Source organism: Pseudomonas sp., from assembly GCF_033723075.1.
Taxonomy (GTDB): domain Bacteria; phylum Pseudomonadota; class Gammaproteobacteria; order Pseudomonadales; family Pseudomonadaceae; genus Aquipseudomonas.
In genome coordinates this window covers 209,474-225,853 of sequence record NZ_JAWVXU010000002.1, presented here as the reverse complement: position 1 = coordinate 225,853, position 16,380 = coordinate 209,474, and the positions used below count along the sequence as shown (strand labels likewise).

Sequence of the window (16,380 nt, the reverse complement as noted above, 5' to 3'; positions counted from 1 at the left end):
TGGGTGGCTGTCTCGCTCGGCCGGGCTGGATACTCTTCTATGCTTGCCCTCTGGCAATACTAATAAGAAGGAGCATTCATGAGCCCGACCCTGAAAACCCTGACCGCTGCCGTCCTGCTGGCGAGCCTACCAGCCGCCGCGCAGGCCATGCCTTACTCGCAGCTGGTCATCTTCGGCGATTCGCTGAGCGACAGCGGGCAGTTTCCCGACATCGGCAGCCCGCTGTTGGGCGGCAATCCGACTGGTGGGTTGCGCTTCACCAACCGCACCGGCCCCACTTACCTTGGCAATAACACCGAGTACTTCGATGCCGTTGCCACCCAGCGCCTGGCGTCGTTGCTCGGCCTGCAGGCATTGCCCTCGACACCCATTCTGCCGCAGATACTAACTGGCAATGCCGATGGCACTAACTATGCGGTGGGTGGCTACCGCACCGATCAGATATTGAATTCGATTACGGCGGTCAATGGTTCGGTGGTGAATGCCGGTGGCGGCACCATTCGTACCCGTAACGGTTATTTGCTGGATATGCCGCGAGTCGATCCCAATGCCTTGTTCTATATCAACGGCGGTGGCAACGATGTGCTGCAGTTCGTGGTCACCGATCAGGCCAGCGCCGCAGCAGCGGCCGCCGATCTGGTGGCGGGTGTGGCCGCCCTGCAGCAGGCCGGCGCGCGCACCATCATCGTCTCCGACCTGCCGGACGTCGGCCTGACTCCGGCCGGCTTCGTCTCGGGCTTTCGCGCCGCCTGGTCGAACGCCTCGGGCCTGCTCAACGCCGAGCTGGGTAACCAGCTTGCGGCCCTCGGTGGCAATGTCATCCGTCTCAACTTCCGCGGCCTGCTCGGCGAGGTGCAGGGCGATCTGGCGACCTACGGTTTCGACCCGCTGGTGAGCCAGACCGATGTCTGTTTCAGTGGCGATAGCTGCCTGGCCGACCCGACCTGGGGTATCGGCGGGCTCACGCCAAACCCCGACCGCTTGATGTTCAACGACGGCGTACACCCCACCGCCGCGGTGCAACAGATCAGCGCCGATTACATCTATTCGATTCTCGGCGCGCCCTGGGAAGTGTCCCTGCTGCCGGAAATGGCCATGGCCAGCCTCAACGGCCACCAGCAACAGCTGCGCAGCGAATGGCAGGCCGACCGTGGTGCCTGGCAAGCCGTCGGCCAGTGGCGCAGCTTCGTCGGCGCCAGTGGTCAGCGCCAGGAGTTCGAGCGCGGCGACGCGGTGGCCAGCGGCGACAGCGATGGCCTTGGCGTGAATCTGGGCAGCAGCTACCGGCTGAGCGAACAGTGGCGCCTGGGCCTGGCCCTGGGCCTGCAGGAACAGACCCTCGAAGTGGGTGAGGCCGACTCCGAGTACGACCTGCGCAGCTACCTGCTCAGCGCCTTCGCCCAGTATCAGCAGGGTCGCCTGTGGGCGGACGCCAGCCTCAGCCTCGGTCATCTGGACTACAGCGACCTCAATCGGCAGTTCGCCCTGGGCATCGCCCAGCGCAGCGAGAAAGGCGACAGCGACGGCCAGCTCTGGGCCCTGTCCGGGCGCCTGGGCTATGACCTGGCCAATGCCGACACGGGCTGGCGGGTCAGCCCGTTCATCAGCGCCGACTATGCCAGGGTCGATGTGGACGGTTATCGCGAGGATGGTGCCAGTGCCACTGCGCTGAACTTCGCCGATCAAGAGCGCGACAGCACGCGGCTGGGGCTGGGCCTGCAGGCCAACTACCAGCTGGCGCCAGCGACCCAGGTGTTTGCCGAGATCGCCCGCGAGCTGGAGTTCGAGGACGATCGCCGCGATCTGCGCATGGGCCTAAGTTCGGTAGCCGGCAACAGCTTCGAGCTGCAGGGGCATACGCCGGCCAGCGGCCAGACCCTCGCCGGGCTGGGCATCAGTCATGCCTTGGCCGAGGAGCTGCAGCTGCGCGCGGCCTATCAGTTCCGCGGCACCGACGACCGTCAACATGGCGTGAACCTGTCCCTCAACTGGGATTGGTAAGCGCCAGACCTGGCTGGCAAAAGCTCGCGTTCTGCGGCTTCATGCCAGCCGGATCACCTTCACCCATGCAACTGTGCGCGGCTGGCGTCACTCCCAATGCAACCGCGCCAGTTGCCATTGCTCGCCTTCGCGCCACCACTCCAGCTTGACCCCATAGTGCCGCGCGCTGTCGGGGATCAGGCCTTCGGCACCGGTCAGGGCGACTTGCGCCTGGCTGTGGCCTTTCTCGCTGTAAGTCGGGTCGAGGCGGCTATTCTTGCTGAGGGCGATCACCCTGACGTGCTTGTGCCGTAGAAACAGCAGGGCCATGGTGCGCCTGGCCCAGTCGCGGTCGAACTCCTGCTGGGCGGAGAACTGCGGGTGCAGTTGCTCGAGGACGGCGCCGGTGTCTTTCGCTTCCAGGTTGTCCTGCAGCTGCTGCACCGCCGCTTCCAGGCTCGCCTGCGGGTCATCCTTGGCGCCGCAACCCGTCAGCAGGATGAAAGGCATCACTAAAAGTAAGGCAAATCGCCGAGCTGACATGCTGAATTCCTTTTACATGGTTATGATGCGAGGCAGAGCGGGAAACGGTAGTGACAGCAAACTTGCGCACACGAGTTGGCGCCGTACCCTACGTATACATCCAGGAGTGCACCATGCAGACTTTGTATCCGGAGATCAAACCCTACGCCCGCCACGAGCTGGCGGTAGAGGCACCGCACGTACTCTATGTGGACGAGAGCGGTACGCCGGAGGGTCTGCCGGTGGTGTTCATCCATGGTGGTCCGGGCGCGGGTTGCGACGCCCTGAGCCGGCGCTTCTTCGATCCGAATCTGTACCGTATCGTCACCTTCGATCAGCGTGGCTGCGGGCGCTCGACGCCCCATGCAAGCCTGGAGAACAACACCACCTGGGACCTGGTCGCCGACCTGGAGCGCATTCGCGAGCACCTAGGCATCGACAAGTGGGTGCTGTTCGGTGGTTCCTGGGGCTCGACCCTGGCGCTGGCCTATGCCCAGCGCCACCCCGAGCGGGTGCACGCGCTGATCCTGCGCGGCATCTTCCTGTGCCGCCCGCAAGAGTTCCACTGGTTCTACCAGGAAGGCGCCAGCCGCCTGTTCCCCGACTACTGGCAGGACTACCTGGCGCCGATCCCGCCCGTGGAGCGCGGCGAGTTGATGCAGGCCTACTACAAGCGCCTGACCGGCTCCGACCAGATCGCCCAGATGCATGCGGCCAAGGCCTGGTCGGCCTGGGAAGGGCGCACCGCCACGCTGCGACCGAACCCGCAGGTGGTCGAGCGTTTCAATGATTCGCACCGGGCCCTGTCGATTGCCCGGATCGAGTGCCACTACTTCGTCAACAACGCCTTCCTCGAGGCCGATCAGTTGCTCCGCGACATGGCGAAAATCGCCCACCTGCCCGGGGTGATCGTGCATGGCCGCTATGACGTGATCTGCCCCCTGGACAACGCCTGGGAACTGCACCAGGCCTGGCCCAACAGCGAACTGCAGATCATCCGCGACGCCGGCCACGCCGCCTCCGAAGTCGGCATCACCGACGCCCTGGTGCGTGCGGCCAACCAGATCGCCCGCCGCCTGCTCGACCTGTCGCCCGACGAAGCATGAAGGCGCTGATCCAGCGGGTCAGTGGCGCGCGGGTGGAAGTGGCCGGCGAGGTCGTCGGCGCCATCGATCAGGGCCTGCTGGCCCTGGTCGCCGTCGAGCCGCAGGACGATCCGGCCAGCGTCGCCAAACTGCTGCACAAGCTGCTCAACTACCGGGTGTTCAGCGACACCGACGGCAAGATGAATCTGTCGCTCGGCGATGTCGGCGGCGGCCTGCTGCTGGTCTCGCAGTTCACCCTGGCGGCCGACACCCGCAACGGTCTGCGCCCGAGTTTTTCCACAGCGGCGCCTCCGGCCCTGGGTGCCGCGCTGTTCGACCTGCTGGTCGAGCTGGCGCGGAGCAAGCATGCGCCGGTCGCCAGCGGCCGCTTCGGTGCCGATATGCAGGTGCATCTGGTCAACGACGGCCCGGTGACCTTTCTGCTCGAAGTCTGAAGCGCCGGGCGTGCCGGGATCGAAAAACCCGGACGAGCTGGCAAGTGAGAGTCAGGCCCGCTTTGCTAGAATCCCGGCTTCTGTCCGCCAGCCGCTTCGCCACCAACGGTCCCCATGCAGCTCAAACAAAAGATCGTCGCCCTCGCCATTCTGCCGCTGCTGCTGGCCATTGCCGTGATCGGCGCACTGGTGCTGTCGCATGCCAAGCGCCTGGGCGAGCAGCAGGAGTTGCTGATCGAAACCAGCATCATCGCCAGCAAGAAGACCGAGCTGCAGAACTACGTCGAGCTGGGCTTGAGCGCTGTCGCCCCTTTGTACGCCAGCGGTCGCGACGACGCCGTCACTCAGCAGCAGGTGCTGAACATACTGCTCGGCCTCGACTATGGCAGCGATGGCTATTTCTTTGTCTACGACGGCAAGGGACGCAACCTGATGCACCCGCGCCAGCCGGAATTGATCGGCCGTGACCTGGTGAGCATGAGCAACCCGCATTGGGTGCAGGCGATCCAGGCGCTGTTGCTCAGCGCGCGCAGCGGCGACGGCTTCCAGCGCTATCAATGGGAGAAACCCTCCTCCGGCCAGATGACCGAAAAGCTCGCCTATGTGGTGATGCTCGAGCGTTGGGACTGGATGATCGGCACCGGCCTGTATCTCGATGATGTCGAGCTGGCCACCCAGCAGGCGCGGGCCAAGGTGGCGGAGAACATCCGCAGCACCATGTGGGCGCTGGCCGGCGTGGCGCTGGTGGCGGTGCTGCTGGTATCGGCCGGCGGGCTGACGCTCAACTTCAGCGAGCAGCGCCTGGCCGACCGCAAGCTGAAGCTGTTGGCGCAACGCATCGTCAGTTCCCAGGAGGAGGAGCGTTCGCGGGTTTCGCGTGAGCTGCACGACGGCATCAGCCAGTTGCTGGTGTCGGTCAAGTTCCGCCTCGAACTGGCCTGTCACGAACTGGAAAGCGGGCGCAGCCAGGCGCTGGAGACGCTGCGCGGCGGGCTGGCGCGCCTCGGCGGGGCGATCGCCGAGGTGCGGCGCATCTCCCATGATCTGCGGCCCTCGCTGCTGGACAGCTTCGGCCTGCCAGCGGCCATCGATCAGCTGGCGGTCGAGTTCGAGCAGCGCAGCGGGCTGCTGGTTGAATACCAGCAGAGCCTGGACATGGTACGACTGCCCGATGGCGAGTCGGTGGCCTTGTTTCGCATCGTGCAGGAGGCCCTGGCCAATATCGCGCGTCACTCCCAGGCCCGCCGGGTCAGTATCGCGCTGGGGCAGGATGGCTCGACGGTGCAGCTGAGGGTGCGCGATGATGGCATCGGCTTCGACATTGCACGGATCGAACAGGCGCGCAGTAGCGGCATCGGCCTGCGCAACATGCGCGAGCGGGTCGAGCACCTTGGCGGCCGTTTTACCTTATCTTCCACGCCAGGCCGCACCGAGCTTATGGTGAGTCTGCCGCTACCGGGTTGAGCCATGTCCAACATATCCCAAGATCGTCAACCTATCCGCGTGGCCCTGGTCGATGACCATGAGCTGGTGCGTGACGGCCTGCGTGCGCTGTTGACGGCCATGCCGCAGCTGGAGGTGGTGGGCGAGGCCAGCAGCGGCGCCGAGGCGCTGACCCTGGTCGACCAGGTTCGCCCCGACCTGCTGCTGGTCGACATCGGCATGAAAGACATGACCGGCTTGCAGCTGACCGAGATCCTCTGTCGTCAGTACCCCGGCATGCAGATCCTGATTCTGAGCATGTACGACCACGCCGAATACGTGACCAGCTCGATCCGTGCCGGCGCCCGCGGCTATGTGCTGAAGGATGCCGCCTCATGGGAAATAGTCGCCGCCATCGATGCGATTGCCGCTGGCGGTACCTACTACAGTGCCGACCTGCTGGAAAAAACCGTGAGCTCGCCGCCGGCCGCTGACGACGAGCTGACCCCGCGTGAGCGTGAGGTGTTGCAGATGCTCGTGCAGGGCCTGAGCAACAAGGCCATCGCGCGCATGCTCGATATCAGCGTGCGCACCGTCGAAACTCATAGGCTGAGCATTCGGCGCAAACTGGGCGTCGATACCCCGGCCGGACTGGTGAAATATGCACTGGAGCGTGGCTGGTTGAGCATCTGAGGCGCAAGCATATGTCCGTGAAGCATGGGATGCAGGAGCATTGTAGGAGCCAGCTTGCTGCGGTCCGGCGTCCCGGCGATCAGCGGATAGGCGGATTAAAAGGCATCGCATAGCGCCGTATCTCAGCAAGCTGGCGCCTATGAAAAGCGCAAGCGTCGGCGTGGCACGACTCTAGTCTGCGCCCTCGAGGCCATTGGCCTGTAGCCACTCGATGGCCAGTTCACGTGCCTGTCGGGCCTGATAGGCCTGCCAGGCGGGCTGTAGCTGCGGCAACTTTTCCAGCTCATAGTCGAATGTGCGCAAGGGCCTGCGTCCGCTCAGGGCATGGCGCAGCAGGGTATGTGCGTGTGGGTCGTGCAGGCCGAATAGAAAGGCTTCGCGCATGGCCAGCAGGTCGTCCAGGTCCAGGGGTTCTATGGCCAGGTAGCGATCAGGCTGAACGTCGTATTTCTCCTCGCTGCCCGGTGCGGGCGCACCAGGGGCGACACGCAGCACGCTGCCGGTTGCCAGGTCCAGGTACTGCTCGCCAGCGTCCTGGCTGAGCAGGGCCTGTTCGAGGTGCGGCAGATCGAGGGTCAGGGGGCGCATGGTCGTTGGCTCCAGGGGTGAGAGGTGGTGAAAAAACTCCCGCCTACTGCGCTCGATATTTTCACAACCTCGGACCATAGTGCCACGCCAAGGGCTGGCCAGTTCATCCGTTGGCTCAGCCGGCCTTGCATTGTCTTCCCCCGGCCTCCGTTGCCATGTGCCGGCGCCCGATCAGTTCGCCGGCATACAGAGCCCAGAGAATGATCAGCGGTTGCATCGGCAGGCGCAGCCAGTAGTACCAGGTCGCCGCCGGCAGACCCTCGACGTCCAGGCCATCGAGGGCGTTCTTGATATTGGCCGGGAACACGCAGACGAAATACAGCGCCAGGGCCAGCGCCGCCCAACGCCGCCAGCGCGGCAGCAGCAGGCCGATGGCGCCGGCCAGCTCGCACAGCCCGGTAAACAGCACCAGTTCCAGGTGATAGGGCAGCAAGTCCGGCATCATCGCCAGGTAGCGTTGCGGGGTGAGCAGGTGGTCGCTTCCGACCAGCAGCAGGGCGACGGCCATGGCCAGGCGCATCCGTGCCGGCCAGTCGGACAGGCCCTGCATGCCGGCGCGGTCGGCCAGCAGCGCGAGCAGGGTGAGAAGAAGCAGCAGGGCGATAAACAGCATGGTAGACCTCCCGTGGCGGGTCGACTGGCGCGGGGTGCGGGTCGTCGGCATAATGTTGACGTTGCCAACATAAAAGGAGATGTTGTCGGTGTCAACATGCAAGCAATCCCAGCCCTATCACCATGGCGAGCTGAAGCCGGCGTTGCTGGCGGCGGCGGCCCAGTTGCTCGACGAAGGCGGTGTGGCGCTCATCAGTCTGCGCGAGGTGGCCCGTCGCGCCGGGGTGTCGCATAACGCGCCCTATCGCCACTTTGCCGACCGCGACAGTCTGCTGGCCGCCCTGGCGGAGGACGGCTTTCGCGAGCTGGGCAGGCGGATGGACGCCGAGACCGGTGGTTTGGCCGCGCTCGGCCAGTGCTATGTGTATTTCGCTCTGGAGCAGCCGGGGCGCTTTGCCCTGATGTTCGGCGCCGGTCTGGACAAGGCACGTTATCCGCAGCTGCAGCAGGCGGCGCTGGCGTTGTACCAGCGCCTGGCCCGGGCGGTGCACGAGACGGCGCCAGCGCGCGAGCCCGAGGTGGCGACCCTGGCGGCCTGGAGCCTGGTGCACGGCCTCGCCCAGCTGCTCCTGGATCGGCAGTTGAGCGAGGCCGTGCAGGGTGGTTTGAGTGCCGCCGAACTCAGTGAGCGAGTGACCCGGATGTTCGCCAATGGCCTGCAGGGTGGTTGAGACAAGGCAGGGGTTCAGCCCGGCTGCGCGAGGGCCTCGGCGACGAAGTCGAGGCGGTCCTGGCCGAAGAACATTTCGCTGCCGACGAAGAACGTCGGGGCGCCGAACACGCCACGCTGGAGCGCCTCCTCGGTGTTGTCCTTGAGTTGCTGCTTGACCGCCTCGTCGCTGACCTGCTGTTCGAACTCGGCGGCATCCAGGCCGGCGGCGTTCAGTACTGCGGCGACCACCTCGGGGTTGCCGAGGTCCTGCTGTTGCACCCAGAGTGCTTCGAAGATCGCCTGTGCATAGGGCTGGAAGCGTTCCGAGCCGAGGTAGCCGACGGCGCCACGCATCAGGTGCAGGGTATTGATCGGGAAGTGCGGGTTGAACGCCAGTGGCACGCCATAGCGTCTGGCGAAGCGGGCGAGGTCCTGCAGCATGTAGCGGCCCTTGGCCGGGATGCCGATCGGCGACCGGTTGCCGCTGGCCTTGAACACGCCACCGAGCAGCATCGGCCGCCAGACGATCTGCGCTCCGGCTTCGCTGGCGATGCGCGGTAACTGGGTCCAGGCCAGGTAGCTGGTCGGACTGCCGAAATCGAAGAAGAACTCAACGGTTTTGCTCATTGGATGCACCTCTGGGAGGTTTTGTTATTGGGCGAGCGTGCGACGGTTAGAGCCTGTTTACGATCTCGCGAGCTAGAGCCAGGTCCGTAGCCCGGATGCAATCCGGGGAGCAGTCGTGACGTCATCGAGTGTTCCCGGATTGCATGGGCTACGAGATGACATGGCCGGGGCTCAGAAGGTTTCCGTCCAGGGGCGCAGATCCAGTTCATGCACCCAGCAGTCGCGTGGCTGGCAATGGATCTGCCAGTAGGTTTCGGCGATGTGCTCGGGGTTGAGGATGCCGTCCTGTTCCTTGCGCTGATACAGCTCGGGAAAGCTCTCGCGGATAAAGGCGGTGTCGATGGCGCCGTCGATGATCGGGTGGGCGACATGGATGCCCTGCGGGCCCAGCTCGCGGGCCATGCTCTGGGCCAGGGCGCGCAAGGCGAACTTGGCGCTGGCGAAGGCGGAAAAGTTGGCCCGTCCGCGCAGGGAGGCGGTGGCGCCAGTGAAGATGATGCTGCCGCGCCCGCGTGGCAGCATGACGTTCGCCGCCTCGCGGCCGGTGAGGAAACCGGCCAGGGCGGCCATCTCCCAGACCTTGCGATAGACCCGCTCGGTGGTCTCGGTGATGGAAAACTGCACATTGGCGCCGATATTGAACACCACCGCCTCCAGCGGGCCGACCTCGCGCTCGATGCTGGCGAACAGTTCGAGCACCTCGGCTTCGACCCGGGCATCGCAGCCGAAGGCCCGCGCCGCGCCGCCCTCAGCCTCGATGGCAGCGACCAGTGGCGCCAGTTTGTCCGCATGGCGGCGGGCCACGCAGGCGACATAGCCCTCGCGGGCGAAGCGTTTGGCGATGGCGCCGCCAGTTGCGTCGCCGGCACCCATAACCAGGATTGCTTTGCGTTCAGTCATTGCGGCTCTCCGTTAGTTCTGTTTTGGAACCTTGCTCGATAGTCGGTTCCATTTTGGAACCTGTCAAGCTATGGTGAGATATCGCTGGCTGGAGACTGTGCAATGCGTTGGGAAGAACTCGAGCAACAACCCTGCTCCCTGGCCCGCACCCTGTCGGTGGTCGGCGATCGCTGGACCCTGCTGGTGCTGCGTGAATGCTTTCTCGGTATCCGGCGTTTCGATGAGTTCGAAAAACGCCTGGGCGTGACCCGCCATGTGCTGGCCGAGCGCCTGAAGAAACTGGTCGAAGCCGGGGTGCTGGACAAGGTCGCCTATCAACAGCGCCCCCTGCGCGAGGACTACCGCCTGACCGACAAGGGGCGCGACCTGTACCCCGCCGTACTGGCCCTGGTCAACTGGGGCGACCGCCATATGAGCGGCGTCGAAGGCGCGCCGATTCGTCATCGGCACAGTCACTGTGGCCAGTCGATGCACGGCGTGCTGGTCTGCTCGGAATGCGGCGAGGCGCTGCTGCCAGGCGATGTCTCGCTGGAGGAGGCGCCGGCGTTCAAGGGACAGTTGCTGCCGGTGCATTGGCACGCCCGGCGAGCGGAGGAAAACCCGTAGGCCGGATGCAATCCGGGCTACGGGACGGCAAAAAGCATCGAGGGCATGGGCTAGGCGCCCCTGCCGCTCCTACGAGTTCTACGTCCTGCGAGGTTTGTGCATAAACATAGGATCTACACGCCGAACCGTAGGAGCACGCCATGCGTGCGATCGATGTTCCGGAGATCGCCGTTTCGCAGGCACTCCCGCAGTTTCAGGTGCGGCACGCCACTAGAACAAACGCGCCAGCAGGGCGGTAACCGCCGTCTCCACGCGCAGGATGCGCTCGCCGAGTTGTACCGGCTGCATGCCGGCCTCCTGCAGCTTCTCGACTTCGTAGGGAATCCAGCCGCCTTCCGGGCCTATGGCCAGGGTCACGGCTCGATCCACCGCCCGCGGGCAGGGCGGGTAGGCGCCGGGATGGCCGATCAGACCGAGGCTGCCGGCAGCCAGCGCCGGCAGGCGGTCCTCGACGAAGGGCTTGAAGCGCTTCTCGATGATGATTTCCGGCAGCACCGTGTCGCGGGCCTGCTCCAGGCCGAGAATCAATTGTTCGCGAATCGCCGCCGGCTCGAGAAAGGGCGTCTGCCAGAAGCTTTTCTCGACCCGGTAGCTGTTCAACAGCACCACCCTGGGCACGCCCATGGCGCTGATCGTCTGCAGTATGCGGCGCAGCATCTTCGGTCGTGGCAGGGCCAGCAGCAGGGTGATCGGCAGTTTTCCCGGGGCACTCTGGTCGAGCTCGATCGAGAGTTCGGCTTGCTCGGCATCCAGGCGCAGCAACTGGCCGGCACCCATCAAGCCATCGAGGCGCCCGACCCGCAGGCTGTCACCGACTGCAGCGCGGTGCACCTCATGCAGGTGCTTGAGGCGGCGGCCGCTGAGCAGCACACGGTCTGCGGCAACGAAGTCGCCGTCTTCCAGTAGCAGCAGGTTCACGGCTGAGCGGCAGGCGGTTGGTCGTCGTGTTCCTGCTCGGCGGCTTCGGCTTCGTGTTGGTCACGGCGTTTGACCAGGCTGCCGCAGAGCAGGCCCGCCTCGAACAGCAGCCACATGGGCACCGCCAGCAGGGTCTGCGAGAACACGTCCGGCGGTGTCAGCACCATGCCGACGGCGAAGCAGCCGACGATCACATAGGGCCGGCCTTTGCGCAGGGCGGCGACGTCGACGATGCCGACCCAGATCAGCAGGAAGGTCGCCACCGGAATCTCGAAGGCCACGCCGAAGGCGAAGAACAGGGTGAGGACGAAATCCAGGTACTGGCCGATGTCGGTCATCATCGCCACGCCTTCCGGGGTCACGCTGGCGAAGAAGCCGAACATGATCGGGAACACCACGAAATAGGCGAAGGCCATGCCGGCGTAGAACAACAGGATGCTGGAAATCAGCAGGGGGATGGCGATGCGCTTCTCGTGCTTGTACAGGCCCGGTGCGATAAAGCCCCAGACCTGATGCAGGATGATCGGCATCGACAGAAACAGGGCGACCATCATGGTGAGCTTGAACGGCGCCAGGAAGGGCGAGGCGACGCCCGTGGCGATCATCGTTGCGCCTTCCGGCAGATAAGCCCGCAGAGGCGCAGCGACCAGCGCGTAGATCTCCTGGGAAAAGTAGAACAGCCCGGCAAACAGCAGTAGCACGGCGCCCACGATACGCAGCAGGCGCGTGCGCAGTTCAGTCAGGTGCGATACCAGGGGCATTTCCTGGTCGCCGTCCGTTGGTCGGCTCATGGTTGCGGGCTTTTATCCTGGCGGGTGCTGTCGTCTGGGGCGGCCGTAGGGGGGGCGTCACTGGCCGGGTTTGACTCGGTAATACTGCTGAGGGGCGCATCAAGGGTCTGCTTCATGGCCTTCATGTCGCGCTCAAGCTCGAGAATCTGCTCGTTATGCAGTTGTCTGCGGATTTCGTCGGCGCCGATTTCACGCTCGACTTCGGCCTTGATCGCGCTGAAGCTGCGCTTGATCCGGCCGATCCACAGGCCGGCGGTGCGCACGGCGCCGGGCAGGCGCTCGGGGCCGAGCACCACCAGGGCGACCACGCCAATCAATAGCAGCTCGGTAAAGCCTATGTCGAACATGGCTCAGTCTTTCTTCGTCGGTTCTTCGACCTTGCGCGCCTGGGCATCGATGGTCTGGCCCTTGGGCTCTTCCACAGACGGTTTGTCGCCGTCTTCGTTGCCCATCGATTTTTTAAAGCCCTTGATCGCATCGCCGAGGTCGGAACCCAGGCCTTTCAGGCGCTTGGTGCCGAACAGCATGACCACGATCAGCAGAATGATCACCAGTTGCCAAATGCTAATGCCACCGAAACCCATGATGTGTACTCCTCAGTAGCTGGTTGTTGATAAGTAGCTGGTCAGGATTGCGGACGTGCGGCTTTTTCCGCGTGCCCGGACAGGCCGAAGCGGCGATCCAGTTCGTCCAGCACCGCCTGCGGATGCTGGCCGAGGGCGGCGAGCATGATCAGGCTGTGGAACCACAGGTCGGCGGTTTCGTAGATCAGCTCGCTGCAGTCGCCGCTGACGGCCGCGTCCTTGGCGGCGAGAATGGTTTCCACCGATTCTTCGCCGACTTTTTCCAGAATCTTGTTCAGGCCCTTGTCGTACAGGCTGGCGACGTAGGAGCTGTCGGGCGCGGCGCCTTTGCGCGCTTCCAGGACCTCGGCCAGGCGGCTCAGGGTGTCAGTCATGGCTGTGTCCTTTGGCGTAGATGGCATGCGGGTCTTTGAGCACGGCATCGACGGTTTTCCAGGCGCCGTTGTCGAGCACCCGATAGAAGCAGCTTTGCCGGCCGGTATGGCAGGCGATGCCGCCCAATTGCTCGACCTTGAGGATGATTACATCGGCGTCGCAGTCGAGGCGCAGTTCATGCAGCTTCTGTACGTGGCCGGACTCCTCGCCCTTGCGCCACAGCTTGCCGCGCGAGCGCGACCAGTAGATGGCGCGCTGTTCGGCGGCGGTCAGGGCCAGGGCTTCGCGGTTCATCCAGGCCATCATCAGCACGCGGCCGGTATGGTGATCCTGGGCAATTGCCGGCACCAGGCCGTCGCTGTTCCAGTTGATTTCGTCGAGCCAGTCGGTCATCGCTGCTTCCGCCCGTCACGGGCCTGTGGGATAGGGTTCTAGTGTGCCAGCGTGGCTGCGGTGTGGCTATCGGCGCAGCACCAGATAAAGACCGCCGGCGAGCATGGCCCAACTGGGCCAGACCAGCAGACTGAGAGCCAGCCCTTGGCTGGCCGCGCCGCCGATCAACAGGGCGCCGAGCAAGCGCCCGGGCCACTGGTGCGGGTTGGCGGGCTCGCCGTTGCTTGCCGCGGGCGGCTGCTGATTGAGGCGTTCCAGGGTGTCGCGGGCCATCTGCGACAGGTGCGGCACCTGTTCGGCCTGCTGCTGCAGATTGCGCAGCAGATGCAGGGGGCTGACCCGTTCGCGCATCCAGCGTTCTAGGAAAGGCTGGGCGGTCGTCCACAGGTCCAGATCCGGGTAGAGCTGGCGGCCCAGGCCTTCGATATTCAGCAGGGTTTTCTGCAACAGCACCAGCTGCGGCTGCACTTCCATGTTGAAGCGCCGCGCGGTCTGGAACAGGCGCAGGAGCAACTGGCCGAAGGAAATATCCTTCAGCGGTCGCTCGAAGATCGGCTCGCAGACGGTACGGATGGCCGCCTCGAAATCGTTGACCTTGGTGTCGGCCGGCACCCAGCCGGAGTCGATGTGCAACTGCGCCACCCGGCGGTAATCGCGCTTGAAGAAGGCCAGAAGGTTGCGCGCCAAGTAGTCCTGGTCCTCCCCGGTGAGGCTGCCGATGATGCCGCAGTCGATCGCGATGTACTGCGGGTTCCACGGCGTGCGGGTGCTGACGAAGATATTGCCGGGGTGCATGTCGGCATGGAAGAAGCTGTCACGGAACACCTGGGTGAAGAATATCTCCACGCCGCGCTCGGCCAGCAGCTTCATGTCGGTGCGCTGGTCGGCGAGGGTCGCCAGATCGGTGACCTGGATTCCGTAGATACGCTCCATCACCAGCACTTTCGGTCGGCACAGCTCCCAGTAGACCTGGGGCACGTAGAGCAGCGGCGAGCCCTCGAAGTTGCGCCGCAACTGGCTGGCGTTGGCCGCCTCGCGCAGCAGATCGAGTTCGTCGTAGATGGTTTTCTCATAGTCGCCGACCACTTCCACCGGGCGCAGGCGGCGAGCATCGGCGGAGGCCTTCTCGGCCAGTTTGGCCAGCAGGAACAACCAGGCCAGGTCCTGACGGATCACCGGTTCGAGGCCGGGGCGGATCACCTTGACCACCACTTCCTCACCGCTTTTCAGTTGCGCGCCATGCACCTGCGCGACCGAGGCGGAGGCCAGCGGCTGGGCGTCGAAGCGGGCGAATATGTCGCCGACCTTGGCGCCGAGTTGTGCTTCGATCAGCGCCCGCGAGTGCTCCGGGTCGAACGGCGGCACCTGATCCTGCAGCTTGGCCAGTTCATCGGCGATATCCATCGGCAGCAGATCGCGGCGGGTGGAGAGCAATTGACCGAATTTGATGAAGATCGGCCCCAGTTCTTCCAGGGCCAGGCGCAGGCGGGCGCCGCGCGACAAGTGCAGGGCCTTGCGCGGCAGCCAGCGCCACGGCAGGGCATAGCGCAGAGCGCGCAGCCAGAGCGGCAGGGGTTGGGCGAACAGCAGGTCATCCAGCTGGTAGCGGATGACCACGCGTTGAATACGCAGCAGACGACGAACGGCGAGCAGCTTCATGCGGTGTGCTTATGCGGTTGGATGAGGCGCTCGATGCGGGCATCGAGACGGTCGAGGTCGAGTTTGAGTCGATCCAGTTCGGCGAAGCGGGCATCGGCTTCGCGTTGGCCGACCAGACTACGCGATTCTTCACTGAGGTAATCGGCCAGATTGAGGCGCAGGCTGTCGAGGGTCTGGCCGGTCCAGTTGGCCCGGCTGCGGATATGCTTGCCGAGTAGTTGGCTGGCGAGCGGGCCGAGCCAGCGTGACAGTTCGTACTCCCAATCCAGCTCCAGGTCCTGGAGGATGCCGGCCAGTTCCAGGAGGACGGCGCTGTCGCCGTCCAGTTCGACTTGCGGGCTGTGCAGCACCGCCGTCTTGTCCTGGCCGGTGGCCAGGCGCAGCAGGCTTGTGGCGGGGGCACGCAGGCGGCAATCGGCCGCGCCGGCCCATTGCCCGGCCAGTTGCAGGCCTTCGCCACTGGGCAGGATAAACAGCTGCAGCGCCGGTGCCGTGCAGTCCAGCGCGATCACCCGGCCGCTCAAACGCGCCAGGCGTGGCAGTGCCGTGCTGTCCAGGGCCAGTACCCGGTTGAGGCCGAGCTCGACGCCGGCCAGCAGGGCGGTGCTGAGCATCAGGGTTTGATGCCGCGGTGCAGGGCGACGATGCCGCCGGTCATGTTGTGGTAGGTGACGCGCTCGAAGCCGGCCTCGACCATCATGGCCTTGAGGGTGTCCTGGTCCGGGTGCATGCGGATCGACTCGGCCAGGTAGCGGTAGCTCTCGGCATCGTTGGTGATCAGCTTGCCCATCAGCGGCATGAAGTTGAACGAGTAGCTGTCGTAGACCTTCGACAGCAGGCTGCTCGACGGCTTGGAGAATTCCAGCACCAGCAGGCGGCCGCCGGGTTTGAGCACGCGCAGCATGGAGCGGATGGCGTCCTCTTTATGGGTGACGTTGCGCAGGCCGAAGGCGATGGTCACGCAATCGAAATGGTTGTCCGGGAATGGCAGCTTCTCGGCATCGGCCTGGACGAACCGCACGTTGCCGGCCACGCCGCGGTCGAGCAGGCGGTCGCGACCGACCTTGAGCATCGACTCGTTGATGTCGGCCAGCACCACTTCGCCGGTGGGGCCGACCAGACTGGCGAACTTGCGCGCCAGGTCGCCGGTACCGCCGGCGATATCCAGCACCCGATTACCCGGGCGTACGCCGGACAGCTCGATGGTGAAGCGCTTCCACAGTCGATGCATGCCGCCCGAGAGCAGGTCGTTCATCAGGTCGTATTTGGCGGCCACCGAATGAAACACTTCGGCGACTTTTTCCGCCTTCTGGCTTTCCGGTACATCCTGGAAACCAAAGTGCGTGGTGGGTTCGCTGTCGTTGTGCTTGCGCGGGTCGTTCATCTCGCCCTTACCTGAATATAGAGAGGCTGAATCAAAGTGGCGGTCATTCTAAACCGAAAAGGCCGCGCTGAGCTGCAAGGGCCAAGCTGCAAGTGCCGCCAAAGCGAAATGCCTGGCTGCTCTTGCAGCTGGCG

Annotated in this window: 21 protein-coding genes; 7 read left to right on the top strand and 14 right to left on the bottom strand. The window is 64.7% G+C overall.

Annotated elements, in window-relative coordinates; all coding sequences use genetic code 11:
- Positions 1-78: 78 nt before the first annotated feature.
- Positions 79-2,001 (top strand): autotransporter domain-containing protein, encoded by a 1,923-nt coding sequence (locus R3355_RS03625; RefSeq protein WP_318960086.1) that lies wholly within the window; start codon positions 79-81, stop codon positions 1,999-2,001.
- Between the two features lie 87 nt (positions 2,002-2,088).
- Here the strand turns inward: R3355_RS03625 and R3355_RS03620 are convergent, their stop codons facing one another.
- Positions 2,089-2,523 carry a hypothetical protein gene (locus tag R3355_RS03620; RefSeq protein WP_318948846.1) on the bottom strand — a complete coding sequence of 145 codons (435 nt, stop codon included), beginning with the start codon at positions 2,521-2,523 and terminating at the stop codon, positions 2,089-2,091.
- 113 nt (positions 2,524-2,636) lie between these two features.
- Between R3355_RS03620 and pip the strand changes: the two genes are divergently transcribed.
- The 4 genes from pip (at position 2,637) to R3355_RS03600 (ending at position 6,157) form a co-directional block, all read left to right on the top strand.
- Complete coding sequence (gene pip / locus R3355_RS03615; RefSeq protein ID WP_318948845.1) at positions 2,637-3,608, top strand: prolyl aminopeptidase; 972 nt, start codon at positions 2,637-2,639, stop codon at positions 3,606-3,608.
- Positions 3,605-4,042, top strand: a complete 438-nt coding sequence (gene dtd, locus R3355_RS03610) for a D-aminoacyl-tRNA deacylase (protein WP_318960085.1) — start codon at positions 3,605-3,607, stop codon at positions 4,040-4,042. Before pip ends, dtd begins: the two co-directional genes overlap by 4 nt.
- 114 nt (positions 4,043-4,156) lie before the next feature.
- The gene (locus R3355_RS03605; RefSeq protein WP_318960084.1) at positions 4,157-5,506 is read left to right on the top strand and encodes a cache domain-containing protein; all 1,350 of its coding nucleotides are present in this window, start codon (positions 4,157-4,159) and stop codon (positions 5,504-5,506) included.
- A 3-nt stretch (positions 5,507-5,509) separates the two neighbouring features.
- Positions 5,510-6,157, top strand: a complete 648-nt coding sequence (locus tag R3355_RS03600) for a response regulator transcription factor (protein WP_318948842.1) — start codon at positions 5,510-5,512, stop codon at positions 6,155-6,157.
- A gap of 171 nt (positions 6,158-6,328) precedes the next feature.
- Here the strand turns inward: R3355_RS03600 and R3355_RS03595 are convergent, their stop codons facing one another.
- A complete protein-coding gene (locus tag R3355_RS03595; RefSeq protein ID WP_318948841.1) occupies positions 6,329-6,745 on the bottom strand; it encodes a UPF0158 family protein in 417 nt (138 codons plus the stop codon).
- A gap of 115 nt (positions 6,746-6,860) precedes the next feature.
- Complete coding sequence (locus R3355_RS03590) at positions 6,861-7,358, bottom strand: DoxX family protein (protein ID WP_318960083.1); 498 nt, start codon at positions 7,356-7,358, stop codon at positions 6,861-6,863.
- A gap of 88 nt (positions 7,359-7,446) precedes the next feature.
- On the opposite strand from R3355_RS03590, the gene R3355_RS03585 reads away from it, so the two are divergent.
- Complete coding sequence (locus R3355_RS03585) at positions 7,447-8,028, top strand: TetR/AcrR family transcriptional regulator (protein ID WP_318960082.1); 582 nt, start codon at positions 7,447-7,449, stop codon at positions 8,026-8,028.
- Positions 8,029-8,042: 14 nt separating this feature from the next.
- Here R3355_RS03585 and R3355_RS03580 read toward each other — a convergent pair whose 3' ends face one another.
- Together R3355_RS03580 and R3355_RS03575 are read right to left on the bottom strand one after the other, a co-directional pair.
- Positions 8,043-8,636, bottom strand: a complete 594-nt coding sequence (locus R3355_RS03580; protein WP_318960081.1) for a 2-hydroxychromene-2-carboxylate isomerase — start codon at positions 8,634-8,636, stop codon at positions 8,043-8,045.
- Between the two features lie 171 nt (positions 8,637-8,807).
- Positions 8,808-9,536 carry an SDR family oxidoreductase gene (locus tag R3355_RS03575; RefSeq protein ID WP_318960080.1) on the bottom strand — a complete coding sequence of 243 codons (729 nt, stop codon included), beginning with the start codon at positions 9,534-9,536 and terminating at the stop codon, positions 8,808-8,810.
- 102 nt (positions 9,537-9,638) lie between these two features.
- Here R3355_RS03575 and R3355_RS03570 point away from each other — a divergent pair, with 102 nt between their 5' ends.
- On the top strand, positions 9,639-10,142 hold the full coding sequence (locus R3355_RS03570) for a helix-turn-helix domain-containing protein (RefSeq protein ID WP_318960079.1): 504 nt from the start codon (positions 9,639-9,641) through the stop codon (positions 10,140-10,142).
- Between the two features lie 210 nt (positions 10,143-10,352).
- Here R3355_RS03570 and R3355_RS03565 read toward each other — a convergent pair whose 3' ends face one another.
- From R3355_RS03565 to ubiE, 9 genes are all read right to left on the bottom strand, one after another.
- The gene (locus tag R3355_RS03565) at positions 10,353-11,060 is read right to left on the bottom strand and encodes a 16S rRNA (uracil(1498)-N(3))-methyltransferase (protein ID WP_318948835.1); all 708 of its coding nucleotides are present in this window, start codon (positions 11,058-11,060) and stop codon (positions 10,353-10,355) included.
- Positions 11,057-11,851, bottom strand: a complete 795-nt coding sequence (tatC, locus tag R3355_RS03560) for a twin-arginine translocase subunit TatC (protein ID WP_318960078.1) — start codon at positions 11,849-11,851, stop codon at positions 11,057-11,059. Before tatC ends, R3355_RS03565 begins: the two co-directional genes overlap by 4 nt.
- Positions 11,848-12,198 carry a Sec-independent protein translocase protein TatB gene (gene tatB / locus R3355_RS03555; RefSeq protein WP_318960077.1) on the bottom strand — a complete coding sequence of 117 codons (351 nt, stop codon included), beginning with the start codon at positions 12,196-12,198 and terminating at the stop codon, positions 11,848-11,850. The genes tatC and tatB overlap by 4 nt, the downstream gene beginning before the upstream one ends.
- 3 nt (positions 12,199-12,201) lie before the next feature.
- Positions 12,202-12,435, bottom strand: coding sequence for a twin-arginine translocase TatA/TatE family subunit (tatA, locus tag R3355_RS03550; RefSeq protein ID WP_318948832.1), 234 nt, complete (start codon positions 12,433-12,435; stop codon positions 12,202-12,204).
- 41 nt (positions 12,436-12,476) lie between these two features.
- Positions 12,477-12,809, bottom strand: coding sequence for a phosphoribosyl-ATP diphosphatase (locus R3355_RS03545; protein WP_318948831.1), 333 nt, complete (start codon positions 12,807-12,809; stop codon positions 12,477-12,479).
- Entirely contained in the window at positions 12,802-13,203 is a 402-nt protein-coding gene (gene hisI, locus R3355_RS03540) for a phosphoribosyl-AMP cyclohydrolase (protein WP_318960076.1), read from the bottom strand. The genes R3355_RS03545 and hisI overlap by 8 nt, the downstream gene beginning before the upstream one ends.
- 66 nt (positions 13,204-13,269) lie before the next feature.
- Positions 13,270-14,862 carry a ubiquinone biosynthesis regulatory protein kinase UbiB gene (gene ubiB, locus R3355_RS03535; RefSeq protein WP_318960075.1) on the bottom strand — a complete coding sequence of 531 codons (1,593 nt, stop codon included), beginning with the start codon at positions 14,860-14,862 and terminating at the stop codon, positions 13,270-13,272.
- Complete coding sequence (locus tag R3355_RS03530; RefSeq protein WP_318960074.1) at positions 14,859-15,476, bottom strand: SCP2 domain-containing protein; 618 nt, start codon at positions 15,474-15,476, stop codon at positions 14,859-14,861. The genes ubiB and R3355_RS03530 overlap by 4 nt, the downstream gene beginning before the upstream one ends.
- Positions 15,476-16,246, bottom strand: coding sequence for a bifunctional demethylmenaquinone methyltransferase/2-methoxy-6-polyprenyl-1,4-benzoquinol methylase UbiE (gene ubiE, locus R3355_RS03525; RefSeq protein ID WP_318960073.1), 771 nt, complete (start codon positions 16,244-16,246; stop codon positions 15,476-15,478). Before ubiE ends, R3355_RS03530 begins: the two co-directional genes overlap by 1 nt.
- Between the last annotated feature and the right edge of the window lie 134 nt (positions 16,247-16,380).

Coding starts and splice junctions, on each gene's coding strand:
- R3355_RS03570 (WP_318960079.1), top strand. CDS start 9,639: ATGCGTTGGGAAGAACTCGAGCAACAACCCTGCTCCCTGGCCCGCACC.
- R3355_RS03625 (WP_318960086.1), top strand. CDS start 79: ATGAGCCCGACCCTGAAAACCCTGACCGCTGCCGTCCTGCTGGCGAGC.
- pip (WP_318948845.1), top strand. CDS start 2,637: ATGCAGACTTTGTATCCGGAGATCAAACCCTACGCCCGCCACGAGCTG.
- R3355_RS03600 (WP_318948842.1), top strand. CDS start 5,510: ATGTCCAACATATCCCAAGATCGTCAACCTATCCGCGTGGCCCTGGTC.
- hisI (WP_318960076.1), bottom strand. CDS start 13,203: ATGACCGACTGGCTCGACGAAATCAACTGGAACAGCGACGGCCTGGTG.
- ubiB (WP_318960075.1), bottom strand. CDS start 14,862: ATGAAGCTGCTCGCCGTTCGTCGTCTGCTGCGTATTCAACGCGTGGTC.
- R3355_RS03605 (WP_318960084.1), top strand. CDS start 4,157: ATGCAGCTCAAACAAAAGATCGTCGCCCTCGCCATTCTGCCGCTGCTG.
- R3355_RS03575 (WP_318960080.1), bottom strand. CDS start 9,536: ATGACTGAACGCAAAGCAATCCTGGTTATGGGTGCCGGCGACGCAACT.
- R3355_RS03580 (WP_318960081.1), bottom strand. CDS start 8,636: ATGAGCAAAACCGTTGAGTTCTTCTTCGATTTCGGCAGTCCGACCAGC.
- ubiE (WP_318960073.1), bottom strand. CDS start 16,246: ATGAACGACCCGCGCAAGCACAACGACAGCGAACCCACCACGCACTTT.
- R3355_RS03595 (WP_318948841.1), bottom strand. CDS start 6,745: ATGCGCCCCCTGACCCTCGATCTGCCGCACCTCGAACAGGCCCTGCTC.
- R3355_RS03590 (WP_318960083.1), bottom strand. CDS start 7,358: ATGCTGTTTATCGCCCTGCTGCTTCTTCTCACCCTGCTCGCGCTGCTG.
- tatB (WP_318960077.1), bottom strand. CDS start 12,198: ATGTTCGACATAGGCTTTACCGAGCTGCTATTGATTGGCGTGGTCGCC.
- R3355_RS03545 (WP_318948831.1), bottom strand. CDS start 12,809: ATGACTGACACCCTGAGCCGCCTGGCCGAGGTCCTGGAAGCGCGCAAA.
- R3355_RS03620 (WP_318948846.1), bottom strand. CDS start 2,523: ATGTCAGCTCGGCGATTTGCCTTACTTTTAGTGATGCCTTTCATCCTG.
- tatA (WP_318948832.1), bottom strand. CDS start 12,435: ATGGGTTTCGGTGGCATTAGCATTTGGCAACTGGTGATCATTCTGCTG.
- dtd (WP_318960085.1), top strand. CDS start 3,605: ATGAAGGCGCTGATCCAGCGGGTCAGTGGCGCGCGGGTGGAAGTGGCC.
- R3355_RS03530 (WP_318960074.1), bottom strand. CDS start 15,476: ATGCTCAGCACCGCCCTGCTGGCCGGCGTCGAGCTCGGCCTCAACCGG.
- tatC (WP_318960078.1), bottom strand. CDS start 11,851: ATGAGCCGACCAACGGACGGCGACCAGGAAATGCCCCTGGTATCGCAC.